General features: G+C 67.2%; 17 protein-coding genes. 13 read left to right on the top strand and 4 right to left on the bottom strand.

Annotation, left to right across the window (positions count from 1 at the left end; translation table 11 throughout):
- Positions 1-7: 7 nt before the first annotated feature.
- From ACSFA2_RS24945 to ACSFA2_RS24935, 3 genes are all read right to left on the bottom strand, one after another.
- Positions 8-565 carry a TRAP transporter small permease gene (locus tag ACSFA2_RS24945; RefSeq protein ID WP_435458024.1) on the bottom strand — a complete coding sequence of 186 codons (558 nt, stop codon included), beginning with the start codon at positions 563-565 and terminating at the stop codon, positions 8-10.
- Positions 566-721: 156 nt separating this feature from the next.
- The gene (locus ACSFA2_RS24940; protein ID WP_435458023.1) at positions 722-1,729 is read right to left on the bottom strand and encodes a sialic acid TRAP transporter substrate-binding protein SiaP; all 1,008 of its coding nucleotides are present in this window, start codon (positions 1,727-1,729) and stop codon (positions 722-724) included.
- Positions 1,730-1,778: 49 nt separating this feature from the next.
- Positions 1,779-2,489: a FadR/GntR family transcriptional regulator gene (locus tag ACSFA2_RS24935; protein WP_435458022.1), complete on the bottom strand. Its 711-nt coding sequence runs from the start codon at positions 2,487-2,489 to the stop codon at positions 1,779-1,781.
- Between the two features lie 139 nt (positions 2,490-2,628).
- Here ACSFA2_RS24935 and ACSFA2_RS24930 point away from each other — a divergent pair, with 139 nt between their 5' ends.
- From ACSFA2_RS24930 to ACSFA2_RS24885, 10 genes are all read left to right on the top strand, one after another.
- The gene (locus ACSFA2_RS24930; protein WP_435458021.1) at positions 2,629-3,363 is read left to right on the top strand and encodes an SDR family oxidoreductase; all 735 of its coding nucleotides are present in this window, start codon (positions 2,629-2,631) and stop codon (positions 3,361-3,363) included.
- Entirely contained in the window at positions 3,360-4,115 is a 756-nt protein-coding gene (locus ACSFA2_RS24925) for an SDR family NAD(P)-dependent oxidoreductase (RefSeq protein ID WP_435458020.1), read from the top strand. The genes ACSFA2_RS24930 and ACSFA2_RS24925 overlap by 4 nt, the downstream gene beginning before the upstream one ends.
- A 45-nt stretch (positions 4,116-4,160) precedes the next feature.
- Positions 4,161-5,009, top strand: a complete 849-nt coding sequence (locus ACSFA2_RS24920) for a fumarylacetoacetate hydrolase family protein (protein ID WP_435458019.1) — start codon at positions 4,161-4,163, stop codon at positions 5,007-5,009.
- A 195-nt stretch (positions 5,010-5,204) separates the two neighbouring features.
- Positions 5,205-5,876 carry a TetR/AcrR family transcriptional regulator gene (locus tag ACSFA2_RS24915; RefSeq protein WP_435458018.1) on the top strand — a complete coding sequence of 224 codons (672 nt, stop codon included), beginning with the start codon at positions 5,205-5,207 and terminating at the stop codon, positions 5,874-5,876.
- A 52-nt stretch (positions 5,877-5,928) separates the two neighbouring features.
- Positions 5,929-7,725: an acyl-CoA dehydrogenase C-terminal domain-containing protein gene (locus ACSFA2_RS24910; protein ID WP_435458017.1), complete on the top strand. Its 1,797-nt coding sequence runs from the start codon at positions 5,929-5,931 to the stop codon at positions 7,723-7,725.
- A 38-nt stretch (positions 7,726-7,763) separates the two neighbouring features.
- Positions 7,764-8,198 carry a DUF2147 domain-containing protein gene (locus tag ACSFA2_RS24905; protein WP_435458016.1) on the top strand — a complete coding sequence of 145 codons (435 nt, stop codon included), beginning with the start codon at positions 7,764-7,766 and terminating at the stop codon, positions 8,196-8,198.
- 18 nt (positions 8,199-8,216) lie between these two features.
- Positions 8,217-10,616 (top strand): 3-hydroxyacyl-CoA dehydrogenase/enoyl-CoA hydratase family protein, encoded by a 2,400-nt coding sequence (locus tag ACSFA2_RS24900; protein ID WP_435458015.1) that lies wholly within the window; start codon positions 8,217-8,219, stop codon positions 10,614-10,616.
- A gap of 14 nt (positions 10,617-10,630) precedes the next feature.
- Positions 10,631-11,830 (top strand): acetyl-CoA C-acyltransferase, encoded by a 1,200-nt coding sequence (locus ACSFA2_RS24895; RefSeq protein WP_435458014.1) that lies wholly within the window; start codon positions 10,631-10,633, stop codon positions 11,828-11,830.
- A gap of 46 nt (positions 11,831-11,876) precedes the next feature.
- Complete coding sequence (locus tag ACSFA2_RS24890) at positions 11,877-12,707, top strand: acyl-CoA thioesterase (protein WP_435458013.1); 831 nt, start codon at positions 11,877-11,879, stop codon at positions 12,705-12,707.
- A 2-nt stretch (positions 12,708-12,709) separates the two neighbouring features.
- The gene (locus ACSFA2_RS24885; protein WP_435458012.1) at positions 12,710-13,489 is read left to right on the top strand and encodes an enoyl-CoA hydratase; all 780 of its coding nucleotides are present in this window, start codon (positions 12,710-12,712) and stop codon (positions 13,487-13,489) included.
- Positions 13,490-13,508: 19 nt separating this feature from the next.
- Here the strand turns inward: ACSFA2_RS24885 and ACSFA2_RS24880 are convergent, their stop codons facing one another.
- Complete coding sequence (locus tag ACSFA2_RS24880; protein ID WP_435458011.1) at positions 13,509-13,934, bottom strand: acyl-CoA thioesterase; 426 nt, start codon at positions 13,932-13,934, stop codon at positions 13,509-13,511.
- Between the two features lie 39 nt (positions 13,935-13,973).
- On the opposite strand from ACSFA2_RS24880, the gene ACSFA2_RS24875 reads away from it, so the two are divergent.
- From ACSFA2_RS24875 to ACSFA2_RS24865, 3 genes are read left to right on the top strand one after another with little or no spacing between them, the layout of a single operon-like run.
- A complete protein-coding gene (locus tag ACSFA2_RS24875) occupies positions 13,974-15,809 on the top strand; it encodes an ABCB family ABC transporter ATP-binding protein/permease (RefSeq protein WP_435458010.1) in 1,836 nt (611 codons plus the stop codon).
- Between the two features lie 35 nt (positions 15,810-15,844).
- Positions 15,845-16,789 carry a 2-hydroxyacid dehydrogenase gene (locus ACSFA2_RS24870; protein ID WP_435458009.1) on the top strand — a complete coding sequence of 315 codons (945 nt, stop codon included), beginning with the start codon at positions 15,845-15,847 and terminating at the stop codon, positions 16,787-16,789.
- A gap of 9 nt (positions 16,790-16,798) precedes the next feature.
- The gene (locus tag ACSFA2_RS24865; RefSeq protein WP_435458008.1) at positions 16,799-17,785 is read left to right on the top strand and encodes a LysR substrate-binding domain-containing protein; all 987 of its coding nucleotides are present in this window, start codon (positions 16,799-16,801) and stop codon (positions 17,783-17,785) included.
- The last annotated feature ends 147 nt before the right edge of the window (positions 17,786-17,932 follow it).

Here is a 17,932-nt window from a genome sequence, read left to right as displayed (position 1 = left end):
TGGTCGGTCACCGGTCGTTCAGGGTGGATTCGGGGCGCTCGAGCACGCTGTACCCGCGGCGCCAGTGTTTGAGCGCGACCTGGGCTGAGCGAAAGGTCATCGCCACGAAGCCGAACAGGCAGATGCCGTAGACGATGTTCATCGGCGCATCGACGATGGTCATGCGCGTCTGGTTGCCGATCTTCTCCATCATCTGCCAGGTCATCACCACCGCTGCGGCGAAGAAGGCGGTGCGCAGCACGTCGACCGCACGCGACACCCAGCGGCCCATCGCGGCCGGCATGTGGCGGTAGAAGAAGTCGACCTGGATCTGGCTGTTCTTGGCCACGCCCACGGCAGCGCCGACGAACACGACGCTGACCAGCATGTAGCGTGCGATCTCCTCGGTCCAGGCGGCGGAGTCGTTCAGCACGTAGCGCGTGACGAATTGGTAGAAGACGGTCAGGCCCAGCGCCCAGAAGAGCGCCAGGGAGATCCAGCCTTCGGCGATGGTGTCGGAGAGGTCGACGACCTCGTCCTCGGCATGGAAGTGCCCCTCGTCGTCAATGATCTTTTTCTCTTGCATGGGGATGTCTCATGAGTGAAGCGGCCGCAGCACAAGCGCAGGGCCCGAAAGCCGCAGGCCAGCAACACCGCAGCACCGGCTCGGCAGGGCCGCTGGTGTTGTCCCCGGCAGGGGCTGGCGAGGGCGAAACGCAGTGCGCCGCAGACTGGGGGCGAGCTATTTGATGGCGATGATGCGGTCGTAGTCCGCTTGCCTATAGCCGTGGTCGGTCGGCTTGGTGTTCTTCAGCACCGCCTCGCGGAAGGCCGCCTTGTCCACCGTGATCACGTTGTTGCCGCGCTTCTTGAACTCCTCCACCAGTCGCGTTTCCGACGCGATGATTTCGCGACCGGTCTTGTCGGCGGCCTCTTCCATCACGTCCGAGAAGATCTTCTTTTCATCGGCCGACAACTTGCCCCACAGCTGGCCCGACACCACGGTCAGCAGCGAGTCGACGATGTGGCCGGTGAGCGAGATGTTCTTCTGCACCTCGAAGAACTTCTTGGCCTCGATGGTCGGCAGCGGGTTCTCCTGCGCGTCGACCGTGCCGTTCTGCAGCGCGAGGTAGACCTCGGCGAAGGCGATGGGCGTGGCGTTGGCGCCCAGCGCCTTCGGGAAGGCCAGGTAGGCCGGCGCGTCGGGCACCCGGATCTTCAGGCCCTTCATGTCCTCCGGCTTGCTCACGGGCTTGGCCGCGCTCGACGTCACGTGGCGCGCACCGTAGTAATTCAGTGCCGTGATGTGGTTGCCGGTCTTGTCGTCGTAGCCCTTGGCGAGTTCCTTGAAGACGTCGCTCTTGGCGTACTTCAGCTGGTGCTCGGCGTCGCGGAAGATGAAGGGGAAGTAGGAGATCGACAGCGGCGTGTAGCTGCGGCCCGCGAAGCTCGCGCCCGTGAGCACGATGTCGACTGTGCCCAGCGTCAGGCCCTGGTTGATGTCGGCTTCCTTGCCCAGGCTGGAGGCCGGGAACACCTGGATGTCGTACTTGCCGTTGGTGCGCTTCTTGATCTCTTCGGCGGCCCATACCGAGTACTTGTGGAAGGGCTCCGAGGTCTCGTAGACGTGGGCCCACTTGAGCTTGGTCTGGGCGTTGGCGATGCCTGCGGCACCGAAGGCGGCGGCCGCCATGGCGCCGAGCACCAGGGTCTTGAGGGCGAGTCTTTTGCTCGTGGTCTTGCGGTTCATCGGTTTGTCTCCGTTGTGGCTGAAGGAAAAAACAAAAGGTGCTGGCGTGTCAGGCGGTCCTTCTTGCGCGGCGCCAGCTCGCGCTGAATCGTTGGTGGGCCTTGTCCATGTGGTCGTGCATCGCGGCACGGGCGGCCGCAGCGTCGCGCGCGGCGATCGCGTCGCGCACGGCCTCGTGTTCGACGATGGCGGCTCGCCACGAGGGCACGGTCTCGAAGTGGCCGCCGAGACGGGAGAAGATCGGGCCCTTGCGTGAATCCCAGAAGCCCTGCACGGTCTCGGCCAGAACCGCGTTGTCGCAGGCCTCGACGATGGCCAGGTGAAAGGCGCGGTCGCCCTCCAGCGGCATGACGTTCCGGTCGGCCAGCTCGCGCATCTGCGCAATCGCTTGCGTCATCGCGTCGACGTGCTTGCGGCGGCCGAGCGTGGCAGCCAGCGCCGCGGTCTCGCCTTCGACGACACGCCGTGCGCGGATGAGTTCGAGCGGTCCCCATTCGTTGACCGCGACCGGCGCAGCCTTGCGGTGCGCGCGGTCCTGCACGTACACGCCCGAACCGGTGCGTACCTCGACCCAGCCTTCGACCTCGAGCGCGATCAGCGCCTCGCGCACCGAGGGACGGCTCACGTTGAACTGACGCGCCAGGTCGCGCTCGGCCGGCAGCCGGGCACCGGTGGCGAATTCGTTGTTGGCGATGAGCGCGCGCAACTGCTCGGCGATCTGCCGGTACAGGCGCTGCGGTTCGATGGATTGCACGGGCACGGGAGAGAAGCGGGGGCTTAAGGGTTGTCCTGAATTGGACAAGTGGTCAGGCCAATTCAGAATACGGTCCACGTTGCGCAGCCACCATCCGGCGAAACCCTCAACGCACCGGCGACACGGCCGATCCCACAGGACACCCATGAGACTTCAAGGAAAGACAGCCCTCATCACAGCGGCCGGGCAAGGCATCGGCCGCGCCACCGCGCTCGCCATGGCCGCCGAAGGCGCGCAGGTGTGGGCCACCGACGTCAATGCCGCGCTGCTCGACAGCTATGCCGGCACCCCCAACATCCAGACCGCGGTGCTCGACGTGCTCGACAAGCAGGCGATCCATGACCTGGTCGCACGCATGCCGGCCGTGAACGTGCTGTTCAACTGCGCCGGTGTCGTGCACAACGGCGCGATCCTGAGCGCGACCGATGACGACCTCGACTTCGCCTTCCGCCTCAACGTGCGCGCGCAGTTCTGGGCCATCCAGGCCGTGCTGCCGCGCATGCTGGCGTCGGGCGGCGGCAGCATCATCAACATGGCGAGCGTGTGCTCGAGCATCAAGGGCCTGCCCAACCGCAACGTCTACGGCACCACCAAGGCGGCCGTGCTGGGCCTGACCAAGAGCGTGGCGGCCGACTACGTGACGCAGGGCGTGCGCTGCAACGCGGTGTGTCCGGGCACGGTCGACACGCCGTCGCTCGGCGAGCGCATCAGCGCCAACCCCGACCCGGTCGAGGCGCGCAAGGCCTTCATCGCGCGCCAGCCCATGGGCCGGCTCGCGCAGGCGCACGAGATCGCGCCGGTGGTCGTCTTCCTGGCCAGCGACGAATCGATCTTCGCCACCGGCCAGGCCTTCTCGGTCGATGGCGGGATCACGATATGAATCAGCTCGATTTCAGCGGCCGACATGCCGTGATCACCGGTGGTGCGACCGGCCTGGGCTACGCCATCGCGGCGCGCCTGCTGGCGTCGGGCGGCAGCGTCACGCTGTGGGACCGCGACCTCGCCGCGGCCGAAGCGGCGGCGGGCCGTCTCGGCGTGGGCGCGACGGCGGTGGGCGTCGACGTGAGCGATGCCGCCGCCGTGGCGCAGGCGGTGCAGGCCACCTTGTCGCGCCGCGGCGCCGACCTGGGCGTGGATGCACTGGTGAACTGCGCCGGCATCACCGGGCCGAACACGAGGCTGGCCGACTATCCGGTCGACGCCTGGCAGCAGGTCATGGCGGTCAACGTCAACGGCGTCTTCCATTGCTGCCGCGAATGGACGCCGCACCTCGCGACGCGCCCGTGGGCGCGCATCGTCAACATCGCGTCGGTGGCCGGCAAGGAAGGCAATCCCAATGCCAGCGCGTACAGCGCCAGCAAGGCAGCGGTCATCGCGCTGACCAAGTCGCTCGGCAAGGAACTCGCCACCGGCCCCGTGCGCGTGAACTGCGTGACGCCGGCCGCGGTGAAGACCGCGATCTTCGACCAGATGACGCCGGAGCACATCGCCTTCATGCTGTCGAAAATCCCGATGGGGCGCTTCGGCACGCCCGACGAGATCGCGGCCATGGTGGCCTGGCTCTGCACCGAAGACTGCGCCTTCTCGACCGGCGCGGTGTTCGACCTCTCCGGCGGCCGCGCAACCTACTGACGCCGACCCGCGAGAATCCCACGTTCAATTGAAAGGAAGCTACCCATGAAACTTGTGCGCTATGGCAACCCCGGCAAGGAAAAGCCCGGCCTCATCGACGACAACGGCCAGCTGCGCGACCTGAGCGCGGTGGTCAAGGACCTGGGCCCCGATCAACTCGGCGATGCCGCATTGGCCAAGCTGCGCAAGCTCAAGACCGACAAGCTGCCGCTGGTGCGCGGCAAGCCGCGTTTCGGCAGCCCGATCGCCAACGTCGGCAAGTTCATCGCCATCGGCCTGAACTACGCCGACCACGCGGCCGAGTCCGGCATGCCGATCCCGAAGGAACCGGTGGTGTTCACCAAGGCCACGAGCTGCATCCAGGGCCCGAACGACCCGGTGATGCTGCCGAAGAACTCGGTCAAGTCCGACTGGGAAGTCGAGCTCGGCGTGGTCATCGGCACGCGCGCGCGCTACGTGTCGCAGAAAGAGGCGCTCGACTATGTGGCCGGCTACTGCGTCATCAACGACGTGAGCGAACGCGAATGGCAAATGGAACACGGCCTGACCTGGGACAAGGGCAAGGGCTTCGACACCTTCGGCCCGCTCGGCCCCTGGCTCGTCACGCGCGACGAAGTGCCGAACCCGCAGAAGCTCGGCATGTGGCTCGACCTGAACGGCCAGCGCGTCCAGACCGGCAACACCAAGACCATGATCTTCAACGTCGCCAAGCTGGTGAGTTACGTGAGCCAGCTCAACACGCTGATGCCCGGCGACGTCATCACCACCGGCACGCCGCCCGGCGTCGGCATGGGCATGAAGCCTCAGCTTTTCCTGAAGAAGGGCGACGTGATGACCCTGGGCATCGACGGCCTCGGCGAACAGCGCCAGGACGTGGTCGCGTTCAAGCGCTGACCCACCACGCGCGAGCATCCCGGAAGGGGCACGGTGCCAAGGCGCCGTGCCCTTTTTTTTTTTCGGTGAGCGCGTTCGTTGTTCGACGCGCGGGCGACACCCTATTCCTTGTCGGCGCGCGGGACTTTCTGCTTGCCTCCGCGCATCGAAGTCCTGCAAAATAGCACGACCGTTCGTTTTTAACGAGGCCCCTCCATGACTTCATCTGTTTCGACCAAGCCTGCGCGCGCGCCCCAGAAGGGCCTGCAGACCAAGGCCGTGATCATCGACGCCGCCCTCAGCCTGGCCGCGCAGATCGGTCTGGAGGGCCTGTCGATCGGCGCTATCGCCGAGGTCACGCAGATGAGCAAGTCGGGCGTCTTCGCCCACTTCGGCTCGCGCGAGGAACTGCAGCTGTCGGTGGTGCGCGAATACCACCATCGCTTCGAGCAGGAGGTGTTCTACCCGGCGCTGACGGCGCCTCGCGGTCTGCCGCGCCTGCGCGCCATGTTCGCCAATTGGATGAAGCGCACCTCCACCGAGATCGATTCGGGCTGCATCTACATCAGCGGCGCCGTCGAGTTCGACGACCGTGCCGGCCCGGTGCGCGATGCGCTGGCCGAGTCGGTGAACATCTGGCTCGCAGCGATGACGCGCGCCGTGGTCATGTCGATGAAGGAAGGTCACCTGCGCGCGGATGCCGACGAGAAGCAGATCGCCTTCGAGATTCACGCGCTGATCCTGGCGCTCCATTACGAGGCCCGCTTCCTGCGGCTGCCGGGCTCGATGGAGCGTGCGCACCACGGCTTCGAGAACATCCTGGCGCGCCATGGTGCGACGCCGCCCCCGACCGCACCGGCGCCGCGTCGCCTCAAGCCGGTCCGCTGACCGGCGCTTCTTTCTCCTCTTCCTTTCCTTCTCCTCTTTCCCGGAGTCACCGATGCCGCTCTACACCCCGCCGCTGCGCGACATGCAGTTCGTCCTGCACGAAGTTCTTCGCGTCACCGACGAATTCAAGGCCATGCCGGCCCATGCCGACACCGACATCGACACCGTCAATGCCGTCATCGAAGAGGCCGGCAAGTTCGCGGCTGAAGTGACCTTCCCGCTGAACATCGGCGGCGACGAAGAGGGCTGCGTGCTCGACAAGGCAACGCACGAGGTCAAGACGCCGACCGGCTTCAAGGATGCCTATGCGAAATTCGTCGAAGGCGGCTGGGCCGCGCTGTCTTGCGACCCGCAGTTCGGCGGCCAGGGCCTGCCCTTCGTGCTGAACCAGTGCCTCTACGAGATGCTCAACAGCGCCAATCAGGCGTGGACGATGTACCCGGGCCTGTCGCACGGCGCGTACGAGGCGCTGGTGGCGCACGGCACGGAAGAGCAGAAGAAAACCTACCTGCCCAAGCTCGTGACCGGCGAGTGGACGGGCACGATGTGCCTGACCGAAGCACATTGCGGCACCGACCTGGGCCTGCTGCGTACCAGGGCCGAACTGCAGCCGGACGGCAGCTACCGGCTCACCGGCAACAAGATCTTCATCTCGGCCGGCGAGCACGACATGGCCGCCAACATCATCCACCTGGTGCTGGCCCGCCTGCCGGACGCGCCGAAGGGCAGCAAGGGCATCAGCCTGTTCGCGGTGCCCAAGTACATCGTGAAGGCCGACGGTTCCCTGGGCGAGCGCAACCCCATCTACTGCGGTGGCCTCGAACACAAGATGGGCATCCATGGCAACGCAACGGCGCAGATCGTCATCGACGGTGCGGTGGGCAGCCTGGTCGGTGAACCCAACAAGGGCTTGGCCGCGATGTTCGTGATGATGAATGCCGCACGCCTGGGCGTGGGCAACCAGTCGCTGGGCCTGACCGAGGTGGCCTACCAGAACGCGCTGGCCTATGCCAAGGACCGTGTGCAGATGCGCTCGCTGTCGGGCGTGAAGGCCAAGGACAAGGAAGCCGACCCGATCATCGTGCACCCCGACGTGCGCAAGATGCTGCTCACGGCCAAGGCCTATGCCGAAGGCGGCCGGGCGCTGCAGATCTTCTGCACGCTGCTGCTCGACAAGGAGCACCACCACCCCGATGAGAAGGTGCGCAAGGACAGTGGCGAACTCGTCGCGCTGCTCACACCCATCGTCAAGGCCTTCATCACCGACAACGGCCACATCGCGACCAACGCCTGCATGCAGGTCTTCGGTGGCCACGGCTTCATCAAGGAATGGGGCATGGAGCAGTTCGTGCGGGACAACCGCATCAACATGATCTACGAAGGCACCAACACCATCCAGTCGCTCGACCTGCTGGGCCGCAAGGTGCTGGGCAACAACGGCGCCACGCTGAAGAAGTTCGGCAAGCTGGTCGGTGCGCTGGTCGCCGAGGAAGGCGTGAACGAGAAGATGAGCGAGTTCATCACGCCCATTGCGGTGCTGGGCGAGCAGCTCACCAAGTTCACGATGGAGATCGGCTTCAAGGGGTCGCAGAACCCCGACGAAGTGGGCGCCGCGGCGGTCGACTACCTGCGTGTCGCCGGCCACTTCGTGTTCGGCTACCTGTTCGCCCGCATGGCGCAGGTGGCGCTGCGCGAGATCGCGGCGGGCAACACCGACCCGTTCTACGTCGCCAAGCTGCAGACAGCGCGCTTCTATTTCGCCAAGCTGTTCCCCGAGACCGCGACGCTGATGCGCACCGCGCGTGCCGGCAGCAAGGCGCTGATGGACACCGACGCGGCGCTGGCCTGACGCGCGGCGACGACAAGAACAAACACAACGGAGACACCATGAAAGCCTTTGTCGCAAGCATCGTCCTGCTCGTTGGCGCCACCTCGGCGCTGGCGCAGATGAGCCCGGTGGGCCTCTGGCGCACCATCGACGACAAGACGGGCGAGGCCAAGGGCGAGATCCGGGTCACGGCGTCGGGCGGTGTTCTGGCCGGTCGACTCGAGCGCTCGCTCAAGAAAGACACCCAACCCGACGCCACCTGCGACGAGTGCCCGGACGATCGCAAGGGCAAGCCGATCACGGGCCTGGAGATCATCCGCGGTGGCGCCAAGGCCGAAGGCAAGGACGTCTGGGAAGGCGGAAAGATCCTCGACCCCGAGAACGGCAAGGAATACCGCGCCAGCTTCACGCCCATCGACGGCGGCCAGAAGCTGCAGGTGCGCGGCTACCTCGGCCCCTTCTGGCGCACCCAGACCTGGAACCGCGTGCAGTAACCCCTTCGAGAAGAACCCATGTCCCGATTCAATGTGAAGAAAGTCGCCGTGCTCGGCGCCGGCGTGATGGGCGCGCAGATCGCTGCGCACCTGGTCAACGTGCGCGTGCCGGTGGTGCTGTTCGATCTGGCGGCCAAAGAAGGCCCGAAGAACGGCATCGTCCTGCGCGCCATCGACAACCTCAAGAAGCAGAAGCCCGCCCCGCTGGGCGACGTGGCCGACGCAGTGCTGATCGAGGTGGCGAACTACGAGGACGACCTCGCCAGGCTGGGCGATTGCGACCTGGTGATCGAGGCCATCGCCGAGCGCATGGATTGGAAGCTCGACCTCTACCGGAAGATCGCGCCGCACGTCGCCAAGCACGCCATCCTGGCCTCGAACACGTCGGGCCTGTCGATCACGAAGCTCAGCGAAGCGCTGCCCGAGGCGTTGAAGCCACGCTTCTGCGGCATCCACTTCTTCAACCCGCCGCGCTACATGGCCCTCGTCGAGCTGATCAATACGCCGACCACGCAGCCGCAGGTGCTCGACCAGCTCGAGGCCTTTGTCACCAGCACGCTCGGCAAGGGCGTGGTGCGCGCGCACGACACGCCCAACTTCATCGCCAACCGCGTGGGCATCGCCGGCATGCTGGCGACGCTGAAGGAAGTGGAGAAGTTCGGCCTGACGCCGGACATCGTCGACGACCTCACGGGCAAGAAGCTGGGCCGCGCGAGTTCGGGCACCTTCCGCACGGCCGACGTGGTGGGCCTCGACACGATGGCGCATGTCGTGAAGACGCTGCAGGACAACCTCAATGCCGACACCGATCCGTTCTACGGCAACTTCGCGACGCCGCCGGTGCTCGCCAAGCTGCTGGAGCTCGGCAACCTGGGGCAGAAGACCCAAGCCGGCTTCTTCAAGAAGGTGGGCCGGGACATCCTGCGCTTCGACCTCCAAAGCGGCGACTACGTGCCCGGCGGCGAGAAGGCCGACGAGGTCTACGGCCGGATGCTCAAGCGCCCGGCGGCCGAGCGGCTGAAGCTGCTGCGCGACAGCGAAGGGCCGCAGGGCCAGTTCCTCTGGGCCATCCTGCGCGACGGCTTCCACTACGCAGCCGTGCATTTGGCCGCCATCGCCGAGAGCGCACGCGACATCGACTTCGCGATGCGCTGGGGCTTCGGCATGCAGCAAGGCCCGTTCGAGCTGTGGCAGGAAGCCGGGTGGGCGCAGGTCGCCAAGTGGGTGCAGGAGGACATCGACGCGGGGAGGGCACTCAGCGCTGCACCGCTGCCGACCTGGGTGTTCGAAGGCCCCGTGGCCGAGGCCGGTGGCGTGCACACGCCTGAAGGCTCGTGGAGTGCATCGCTCAACAAGTTCGTGCCGCGGCGCCAGCTGCCGGTGCATGCGCGCCAGCTCTTCCCGGAAAGCGTGCTGGGTGCCAACGCTGTCGATGCGACGACCGCCGGCACCACGCTCAGCGACGAAGGCGACGTGCGCATCTGGACGCTCGATGGCGAGGTGCTGATTGCCAGCATCCACTCGAAGATGAACGCCATCAGCCCGGACGTGGCCGAGTCGCTCGCCGCCGCGGTCGACCTGGCCGAGGCCGAGTACCAGGGCCTGGTGATCTGGTCGCCCGATGACAAGTTCTCCGTCGGCGCCGACCTGCAGGCGATGCTGCCGGCCTTCGTCGTCGCGGGCATCGGCGCCGTCGAAGGCGCAGAGGAAGAGCTGCAGAACACGATGCTCAAGATCCGCTATGCCAGCGTGCCGGTGGTCTCGGCGATCCGCGGCCTGGCGCTGGGCGGCGGCTGCGAGCTGGCGGTGTATTCGGCCAAGCGCGTGGCCGCAATGGAAAGCTACATCGGCCTGGTCGAGGTCGGCGTGGGCCTGGTGCCCGGCGCGGGCGGCCTGACCTACATCGCGCGCCGCGCAGCTGGGAATGCCGCGGCCTCAACCGGCACCGACCTGCTGCCCTTCCTCACCGAAGGCTTCACGGCCGCGGCGATGGCCAAGGTCGGCACCGGCGCGCTGGATTCAAAGAAGCTGGGCTACCTGCTCGACGGCGACGTGATCGTGCCGAACAAGGACGAACTGCTCTACGTCGCGCTGCAGCAGGCCAAGGCCATGGCCGACGCCGGCTACCGCGCCCCGCTGCGCCGCAGCTTCCGCGTCGCGGGCCGCAGCGGCGCCGCGACCATCAAGGGCCAGCTGGTGAACATGCGCGACGGCGGCTTCATCAGCGCGCACGACTTCCACATCGCCAGCCTGATTGCCGAGGTGGTGACCGGCGGCGACATCGACGCGGGCTCGCTCGTGACCGAGGAGTACCTGATGGCGCTGGAGCGCAAGGCCTTCTGCTCGCTCATCGTGCATCCGAAGACGCAGGAGCGAATCATGGGGATGCTCTCCACCGGCAAGCCGGTCCGGAACTGAAGGAAGAACACATCATGAGCAAGCAAGTTCAAGACGCCTACATCGTCTCCGCCACGCGCACGCCCATCGGCAAGTCGCACCGCGGCTACTTCCGCAACTACCGCCCCGACGACCTGCTGGCCACCACGCTGCGCGCTGCGCTGGCCGCCGTGCCGCGTCTCGACCCCAAGGCCATCGAGGACATCATCTGCGGCTGCGCTATTCCCGAGGGCAGCCAGGGCCTGAACATCGCGCGCATCGGTGCGGTGCTGGCCGGGCTGCCGAGCAGCATCGGCGGCATCACGGTCAACCGCTTTTGCGCCTCGGGCCTGTCGGCGGTGCAGATGGCGGCCGATCGCATCCGCGTCGGCGAGGCCGACGTGATGATCGCCGCCGGCGTCGAGAGCATGAGCATGGTGCCGATGATGGGCAATTCGCCCTCGCTGTCGCCTTCCATCTTCGAACGCGAGGGCGACGTCGGCATCGCCTACGGCATGGGCCTCACGGCCGAGAAGGTCGCGCAGCAGTGGAAGGTGAGCCGCGAGGCGCAGGACGCCTTCGCGCTGGCCTCGCACCAGAAGGCGCTGGCTGCCCAGAAAGCCGGCGAGTTCACCGACGAGATCACGCCCATCGAGGTGACCGACCGCACGCCGGACCTCGACACGGGTGAATCGATCGCGAAGACGCGCACCGTGAACCTCGACGAAGGCGCGCGGCCCGACACCAGCCTCGAAGGCCTGGCCAAGCTGCGCACCGTGTTCGCCGCGCGCGGCACGGTCACGGCGGGCAACAGCTCGCAGACCTCCGACGGCGCCGGTGCGCTGATCCTGGCGAGCGAGAAGGCCTGCCAGCAATACGACCTGACGCCGCTGGCGCGTTTCGTGAGCTTCGCGAGCAAGGGCGTGCCGCCGCACATCATGGGCATCGGCCCGATCGAGGCGATTCCCGCTGCGCTGCGCTACGCGGGCCTGAAGCACGAGGACATCGACTGGTTCGAGTTGAACGAGGCGTTCGCCGCGCAGTCGCTGGCCGTCATCCACACGCTGGGGCTCGATCCGAGCAAGGTCAATCCGATGGGCGGCGCCATCGCGCTGGGCCACCCGCTGGGCGCCACCGGCGCTATCCGCTCCGCGACAGTCGTGCATGCGCTGCGGCGCAAGAATCTGAAGTACGGCATGGTCACGATGTGCGTGGGCATGGGGCAGGGCGCTGCAGGCATCTTCGAGCGGGTGTGACGAAGGAATCCGCGGCGCTGGGTACAGGATCCAGAGGAGCCAGGCAGTGACGCAACACATCTTCGACAAGGCGCTCGCGCTGCACCACAGCGACATCCGCGTGGGCCACTTCACCGGCATGACGAGCCCGGACTACTGGAACATGGTCGGTCCCTTCGGCGGCACGACGGCGGCTGTCGTGCTGCAGTCGGTGCTGCGGCATCCCGACCTGCTCGGCGCGCCGATCGCCCTCACGGTGAACTACGCCGCGGCCATCGAGGCCGGCGCCTTCGACGTGCAGGCGACCGCCGTGCGCACCAACCGCTCGACCCAGCACTGGACCGTGCAGATCACGCAGGCCGGTGCCAGCGGTGCGCCGCAGGTGACGACCACCGCCACCGTGGTGACGGCCGCCCGCCGCGAGACCTGGAGCACCAATGACCTCCCGATACCGCCGGTGCCCGGCCCTGAGCAGACGGAGCGCATGACCATCGGGCCCAAGGGCGTCGCGTGGATCGGCCAGTACGACATGCGGCCGGTGCGCGGCAGCATTCCCACGCAATGGGATGGCGGCGGCGAGCACAGCGAGACGATGCTCTGGCTGCGCGACGCCGACCCGCGCCCGCTCGACTTCCCGGCGTTGGCGTCGATGAGCGACATGTTCTATCCGCGCGTCTGGCTGCGGCGCGCCAAGCCGGTGCCCGCCGGCACGGTGTCGATCACCACCTACTTCCACGCCGACGCATCGCACCTGGCCGAGGTCGGATGCGGCTATCTTCTCGGGCGTGCCGTGGGGCAGCAATTCCAGAACGGCTTCTTCGACCAGAGCGCCCAGCTCTGGAGCCAGGCCGGTGCGCTGCTCGCCACGTCCAACCAGATCGTCTATTTCAAGGAATGACCATGAGCGACATCCTCGTCCACACCGAAGCCGGTGTGATGACCCTCACCTTCAACCGTGTCGCCCGCAAGAACTCGATCACCGGCGCGATGTACGAGGCGCTGTCGGCGGCACTCGACCAGGCATCGGAGGATGCGGCCGTGCGCGCTGTGCTGATCCAGGGCGACCCGACCATCTTCAGCGCTGGCAACGACATCGCCGACTTCATGGCGACCGCCAGCGCGCCGGCCGACACGCCGATGGCGGCATCGCCCGCCATCCGCTTCCTGCACACCATCGCGGCCTTTCCCAAGCCGGTGATCGCCGCGGTCTGCGGCCCGGCGGTGGGCATCGGCACCACGCTGCTGTTCCATTGCGACCTGGTCTACGCGGGCGACAACGCCGCCTTCTCGATGCCCTTCGTCAACCTCGGCCTGGTGCCCGAGGCCGCCTCAAGCCTGCTGGCACCGCGCATGTTCGGCTACCACCGTGCGGCGGAAGCGCTGATGCTCGGCGAGCCCTTCATGGCCGAGGCGGCGCTCGAGGTCGGCCTGGTCAACCGGGTCGTGCCGCCGACCGAATGCAATGGCATTGCGCAAGGCCAGGCGCGCAAGCTGGCGGCCAAGCCGATGTCGGCCCTGATCGAGACCAAGCGTCTGATGAAGCTGGCGCAGCAGCCGGCGGTGCTGGAACGCATCGACGCCGAGAGCGTGAGCTTTGGTCAGGCGATGCGGTCGCCGGCGGCGAAGGAAGCGTTCAGCGCTTTCATGGAGAAGCGCAAGCCGGACTTCTCGCAGCTGTAAGTGCCTGCAAGCGCAGCCGTCAGGGTTGCGTCGCGATGGCCCGCGGCCGGCCGTTGTCGTCGATGGCGACGTAGGTGAAGGTGGCCTGGGTCACCTTGATGTACTCGCCCTGCGCCTGGAAGCGTTCGGCAAAGACTTCGACCGTCACCGTGACCGAGGTGCGCCCGAGTCGTACCAGCTTCGAATAGAAGGACAGGATGTCGCCGATGCGCACCGGCTGCTTGAAGATGAATTCGTTCACCGCCACGGTCGCCATCCGGCCCCGGGTGTAGCGCGCCGGGATCACCGACCCGGCCAGGTCGCACTGGGCCATGACCCAGCCGCCGAAGATGTCGCCGTTGGCGTTGCAGTCGGCGGGCATCGGGATGACCTTGAGCACCAGCTCCATGTCGGTGGGCAGGCTCTTGAGGACGGCGGCCGCGCTGGCACTCGGAGAATCGGACATGGGCACAATCGAAGGCAACAACAGCCACGATTGTCTCCCATGCGCCGCAGCGGCGAAGCCCTTTCCTCTCCCCACCATGCGCCGGGCGGCGCCCCCGAGCGCAGCGACCGGTCCGACTGGGCCACCCTGCGCCGGCTCTTTCCCTACCTGTGGGACTACAAGTGGCGGGTGCTCGCGGCGCTGAGCTTCATGATCGGTGCCAAGGTGGCCAACGTGGGCGTGCCGGTGCTGCTGAAGAATCTGGTCGACACCATGACGCCGAAGCCCGACGTGGCGCAGGCGCTGCTCATCGTGCCGATCGGGCTGCTGCTGGCCTACGGGTTGCTGCGCCTGTCGACCTCGCTCTTCAACGAGCTGCGCGAACTCGTGTTCGCCAAGGCGACCGAGGGCGCGGCCCGCCGCATCTCGCTGGAGGTGTTCCGCCACCTGCATGCGCTGAGCCTGCGCTTCCACCTGGAGCGCCAGACCGGCGGCATGACCCGCGACATCGAGCGCGGCACGCGCGGCGTGCATTCGCTGATCTCGATGTCGCTCTACAGCATCGTGCCGACCATCGTCGAGCTGGTGCTGGTGCTGACCATCCTGGGCGTGAAGTTCGACGCGCTCTTCGTCTGGATCACCGGCGCCGCGCTGGTGCTCTACATCACCTTCACCGTGACGGTGACCGAGTGGCGCACCCAGTTCCGCAAGACCATGAACGAGCTCGATTCGGTGGCGCAGAGCCGCGCGGTCGATTCGCTCTTGAACTACGAGACGGTCAAGTACTTCAACAACGAGGAGTTCGAGGCCGGCCGCTACGACGCCAGCCTCGACCGCTACCGCAAGGCGGCCATCAAGAGCCAGCGCACGCTGTCGATGCTCAACACCGGCCAGCAGCTGCTGATCGCGGTGAGCCTGGTGCTGATGCTGTGGCGCGCGACGGCGGGCGTGGTCGAAGGGCGCATGACGCTGGGCGACCTGGTGATGGTCAACGCCTTCATGATCCAGCTCTACATCCCGCTGAACTTCCTGGGCGTGATCTACCGCGAGATCAAGCAGAGCCTGACCGACCTCGACAAGATGTTCGTGCTGATGGAGAAGGAGCGCGAGGTGCGCGATGCACCCGGCGCGCAGCCGCTGGCCCACCCCGAGGGCGCCGTGCGCTTCGAGGACGTGAGCTTCGCCTACGAAGCCGCGCGGCCCATCCTGAAGCACGTGAGCTTCGAGATCCCGCCCGGCAAGACGGTGGCGGTGGTCGGGCCGTCGGGTTCGGGGAAGTCGACGCTGGCGCGCCTGATGTACCGCTTCTACGATGTCCAGGACGGCCGCATCACCATCGGCGGCGAAGACATCCGCACCGTGACCCAGTCCAGCGTGCGCCAGGCCATCGGCATCGTGCCGCAGGACACGGTGCTGTTCAACGACACCGTCGAATACAACATCGCCTACGGCCGGCCGAACGCCACGCGCGAGGAAGTGGAAGGCGCGGCGAAGGCGGCGCGCATCCACGACTTCATCGCCGCCACGCCCAAGGGCTACGCCACCACGGTGGGCGAGCGCGGGCTGAAGCTGTCGGGCGGCGAGAAGCAGCGGGTGGCGATCGCGCGCACGCTGCTGAAGGACCCGCCGATCGTCATCTTCGACGAGGCCACCTCGGCGCTCGACTCGGCCAACGAGCGCGCCATCCAGTCCGAGCTCAAGAGCGCGGCGCGCAACAAGACCACGCTGGTGATCGCGCACCGGCTCTCGACCGTGGTCGACGCGCACGAGATCCTTGTGATGGAAAGCGGCGTGATCGTGGAGCGCGGCACGCACGACGCGCTGTTGGCGGCCCAGGGGCGCTACGCCCAGATGTGGGCGCTGCAGGAAGTGCAGGTCACGCCCGCCGCGCTGTAGTGCATCCATTTTTTCAACGTTCTCAGGAAAGACGAATGTCCGACAAGATCCCGCTGCTGGTGATTCACCATCTCTCCAGCGAACACCAGGCCGCGCTGGCCGAGCGCTTCGACATGACCTATGCCCCCGACGACCCCGCAGACCGTGCGGCAGCCATCGCCAGCCGGGGTTCGACGTTCCGGGCGGTGCTGACGATCGGCGTGCATGGCGTGAGCGCCGCCGAGATGGCGGCGATGCCGGCCCTGGAACTGATCTGCTGCCTCGGTGCCGGCTACGAGATGGTCGACCTCCCGGCGGCCCGCGCGCGCGGCATCGTGGTGGCCAACGGCCAGGGCACCAACGACGATTGCGTGGCGGACCACGCCTTCGGGCTCCTGATCGCCGCGGTGCGCGGGTTCCACCGGCTCGACCGGCTGTGCCGCGAGGGCGTCTGGCGCCTGTCGATTCCACAGCCGCCGAACGTCTCGGGCAAGCGGCTGGGCATCCTCGGGATGGGCGCCATCGGCGAGAAGATCGCACGGCGCGCGGCCGGCTTCGACATGCCCATCGGCTACCACAACCGCCAGCCCAAGACCGGCTCGCCGCACCGCTACTTCGACAGCGTCGAAGCGCTGGCCACCTGGAGCGATGTGCTGCTGTGTGCCGCGCCGGGCGGCCCCGCGACCCGGCATCTGGTCAGCACCCGCGTGCTCGACGCGCTCGGGCCGCAGGGCTTTCTGGTGAACATCGGGCGCGGGAGCGTGGTCGACACCGAGGCGCTCGCGGCTGCGCTGCGCGACGGCCGCATCGCCGGTGCAGGACTCGACGTGTACGAAAGCGAGCCGGCGCGCCCGGAACCGCTGGTGGGCCTGGACAACCTCATCATCACGCCGCACGTCGCAGGCTGGTCGCCGGAGGCGACGCAGGCCTCTTTCGACCGCTTCCTCGCGAATGCGGACGGCCACTTCTCGGGGCGCGGCGTGGTGTCGCCGGTCCCATAATCCGGCCCCATGGAAACCAAGTGGCTCGAAGACTTCGTCAGCCTGGCTGAAACCCGCAGCTTCAGCCGCTCCGCCCAGTTGCGCCACGTCACGCAGCCGGCGTTCTCGCGCCGCATCCAGGCGCTGGAGGGGTGGGCCGGCACCGACCTGGTCGACCGTTCTTCCTATCCCACGCGCCTGACGCCGGCGGGCCAGACGCTCTACAGCCAGGCCATCGAGATGCTGCAGGGCCTGCAGAGCACGCGCGCCATGCTGCGCGGCCACTCGGCGGCGGCGCACGACGTGATCGAGTTCGCGGTGCCGCACACGCTGGCCTTCACCTTCTTCCCGGCCTGGGCAACCACGCTGCGCGAACACTTCGGCCCGCTCAAGAGCCGGCTCATCGCGCTGAATGTGCACGACGCCGTGCACAGGCTGGTCGAGGGCAGCTGCGACGTGCTGATCGCCTACCAGCATCCGTCGCAGCCGCTGCAGCTGGACACCAACCGCTACGAGATGGTGCTGCTGGGCCACGAGGTGGTGGCGCCGTGGGTCAAGCCCGATGCCGAGGGCGCGCCGCGCTACCGGTTGCCCGGGCGCCCCGGCCAGCCGCTGCCGTACCTGGGCTATGCGCCGGGCGCGTACCTGAGCGGCGTGGTCGACCAGCTCATCAAGGATTCGGGCACGGCGATCCACCTCGACCGCGTCTACGAAACCGACATGTCCGAAAGCCTCAAGGCGATGGCGCTCGAGGGGCACGGCATCGCCTTCCTGCCGCAGAGCGCGGTGCGCAAGGAAGTGAAGGCGCGCAAGCTGGTGAGCGCGCTGCCACCGGAAATCGACAGCCTCGAGGCCACGATGGAGATCCGCGCCTACCGCGAACGCCCCATGGCACCGGCGGCGACGGCGGCCAAGGGCACCGGCCGCGCCGGCAAGGCGAGCGGCGATGCGCTGCAGAGCAAGCGCTCGGTCGATGCGCTCTGGGCCTACCTGGTCGAGACGCAGCCTGTCGCGTGAAGTGAGATGTGAAATAAGTCACGCGCCGCGGTCGGTATGACGCGGTTGCATGAGAACCAACGTATCCGGCATCGGTTGCGAGCCCTTCGGGCACAAAGGCTGCTTAACAGATTCCGAATGACGAAAGCATGACGGCGCGCACCAGTA

The sequence above is a fragment of the Variovorax cryoconiti genome, assembly GCF_051216395.1.
In the GTDB taxonomy this organism is placed as follows: domain Bacteria; phylum Pseudomonadota; class Gammaproteobacteria; order Burkholderiales; family Burkholderiaceae_C; genus Variovorax.
The sequence above is the reverse complement of the archived record's forward strand: the minus strand, read 5'-3'. Positions and strand labels throughout refer to the sequence as shown.

Coding starts and splice junctions, on each gene's coding strand:
- ACSFA2_RS24905 (WP_435458016.1), top strand. CDS start 7,764: ATGAAAGCCTTTGTCGCAAGCATCGTCCTGCTCGTTGGCGCCACCTCG.
- ACSFA2_RS24885 (WP_435458012.1), top strand. CDS start 12,710: ATGAGCGACATCCTCGTCCACACCGAAGCCGGTGTGATGACCCTCACC.
- ACSFA2_RS24920 (WP_435458019.1), top strand. CDS start 4,161: ATGAAACTTGTGCGCTATGGCAACCCCGGCAAGGAAAAGCCCGGCCTC.
- ACSFA2_RS24910 (WP_435458017.1), top strand. CDS start 5,929: ATGCCGCTCTACACCCCGCCGCTGCGCGACATGCAGTTCGTCCTGCAC.
- ACSFA2_RS24875 (WP_435458010.1), top strand. CDS start 13,974: ATGCGCCGCAGCGGCGAAGCCCTTTCCTCTCCCCACCATGCGCCGGGC.
- ACSFA2_RS24900 (WP_435458015.1), top strand. CDS start 8,217: ATGTCCCGATTCAATGTGAAGAAAGTCGCCGTGCTCGGCGCCGGCGTG.
- ACSFA2_RS24865 (WP_435458008.1), top strand. CDS start 16,799: ATGGAAACCAAGTGGCTCGAAGACTTCGTCAGCCTGGCTGAAACCCGC.
- ACSFA2_RS24940 (WP_435458023.1), bottom strand. CDS start 1,729: ATGAACCGCAAGACCACGAGCAAAAGACTCGCCCTCAAGACCCTGGTG.
- ACSFA2_RS24925 (WP_435458020.1), top strand. CDS start 3,360: ATGAATCAGCTCGATTTCAGCGGCCGACATGCCGTGATCACCGGTGGT.
- ACSFA2_RS24895 (WP_435458014.1), top strand. CDS start 10,631: ATGAGCAAGCAAGTTCAAGACGCCTACATCGTCTCCGCCACGCGCACG.
- ACSFA2_RS24945 (WP_435458024.1), bottom strand. CDS start 565: ATGCAAGAGAAAAAGATCATTGACGACGAGGGGCACTTCCATGCCGAG.
- ACSFA2_RS24930 (WP_435458021.1), top strand. CDS start 2,629: ATGAGACTTCAAGGAAAGACAGCCCTCATCACAGCGGCCGGGCAAGGC.
- ACSFA2_RS24870 (WP_435458009.1), top strand. CDS start 15,845: ATGTCCGACAAGATCCCGCTGCTGGTGATTCACCATCTCTCCAGCGAA.
- ACSFA2_RS24880 (WP_435458011.1), bottom strand. CDS start 13,934: ATGTCCGATTCTCCGAGTGCCAGCGCGGCCGCCGTCCTCAAGAGCCTG.
- ACSFA2_RS24915 (WP_435458018.1), top strand. CDS start 5,205: ATGACTTCATCTGTTTCGACCAAGCCTGCGCGCGCGCCCCAGAAGGGC.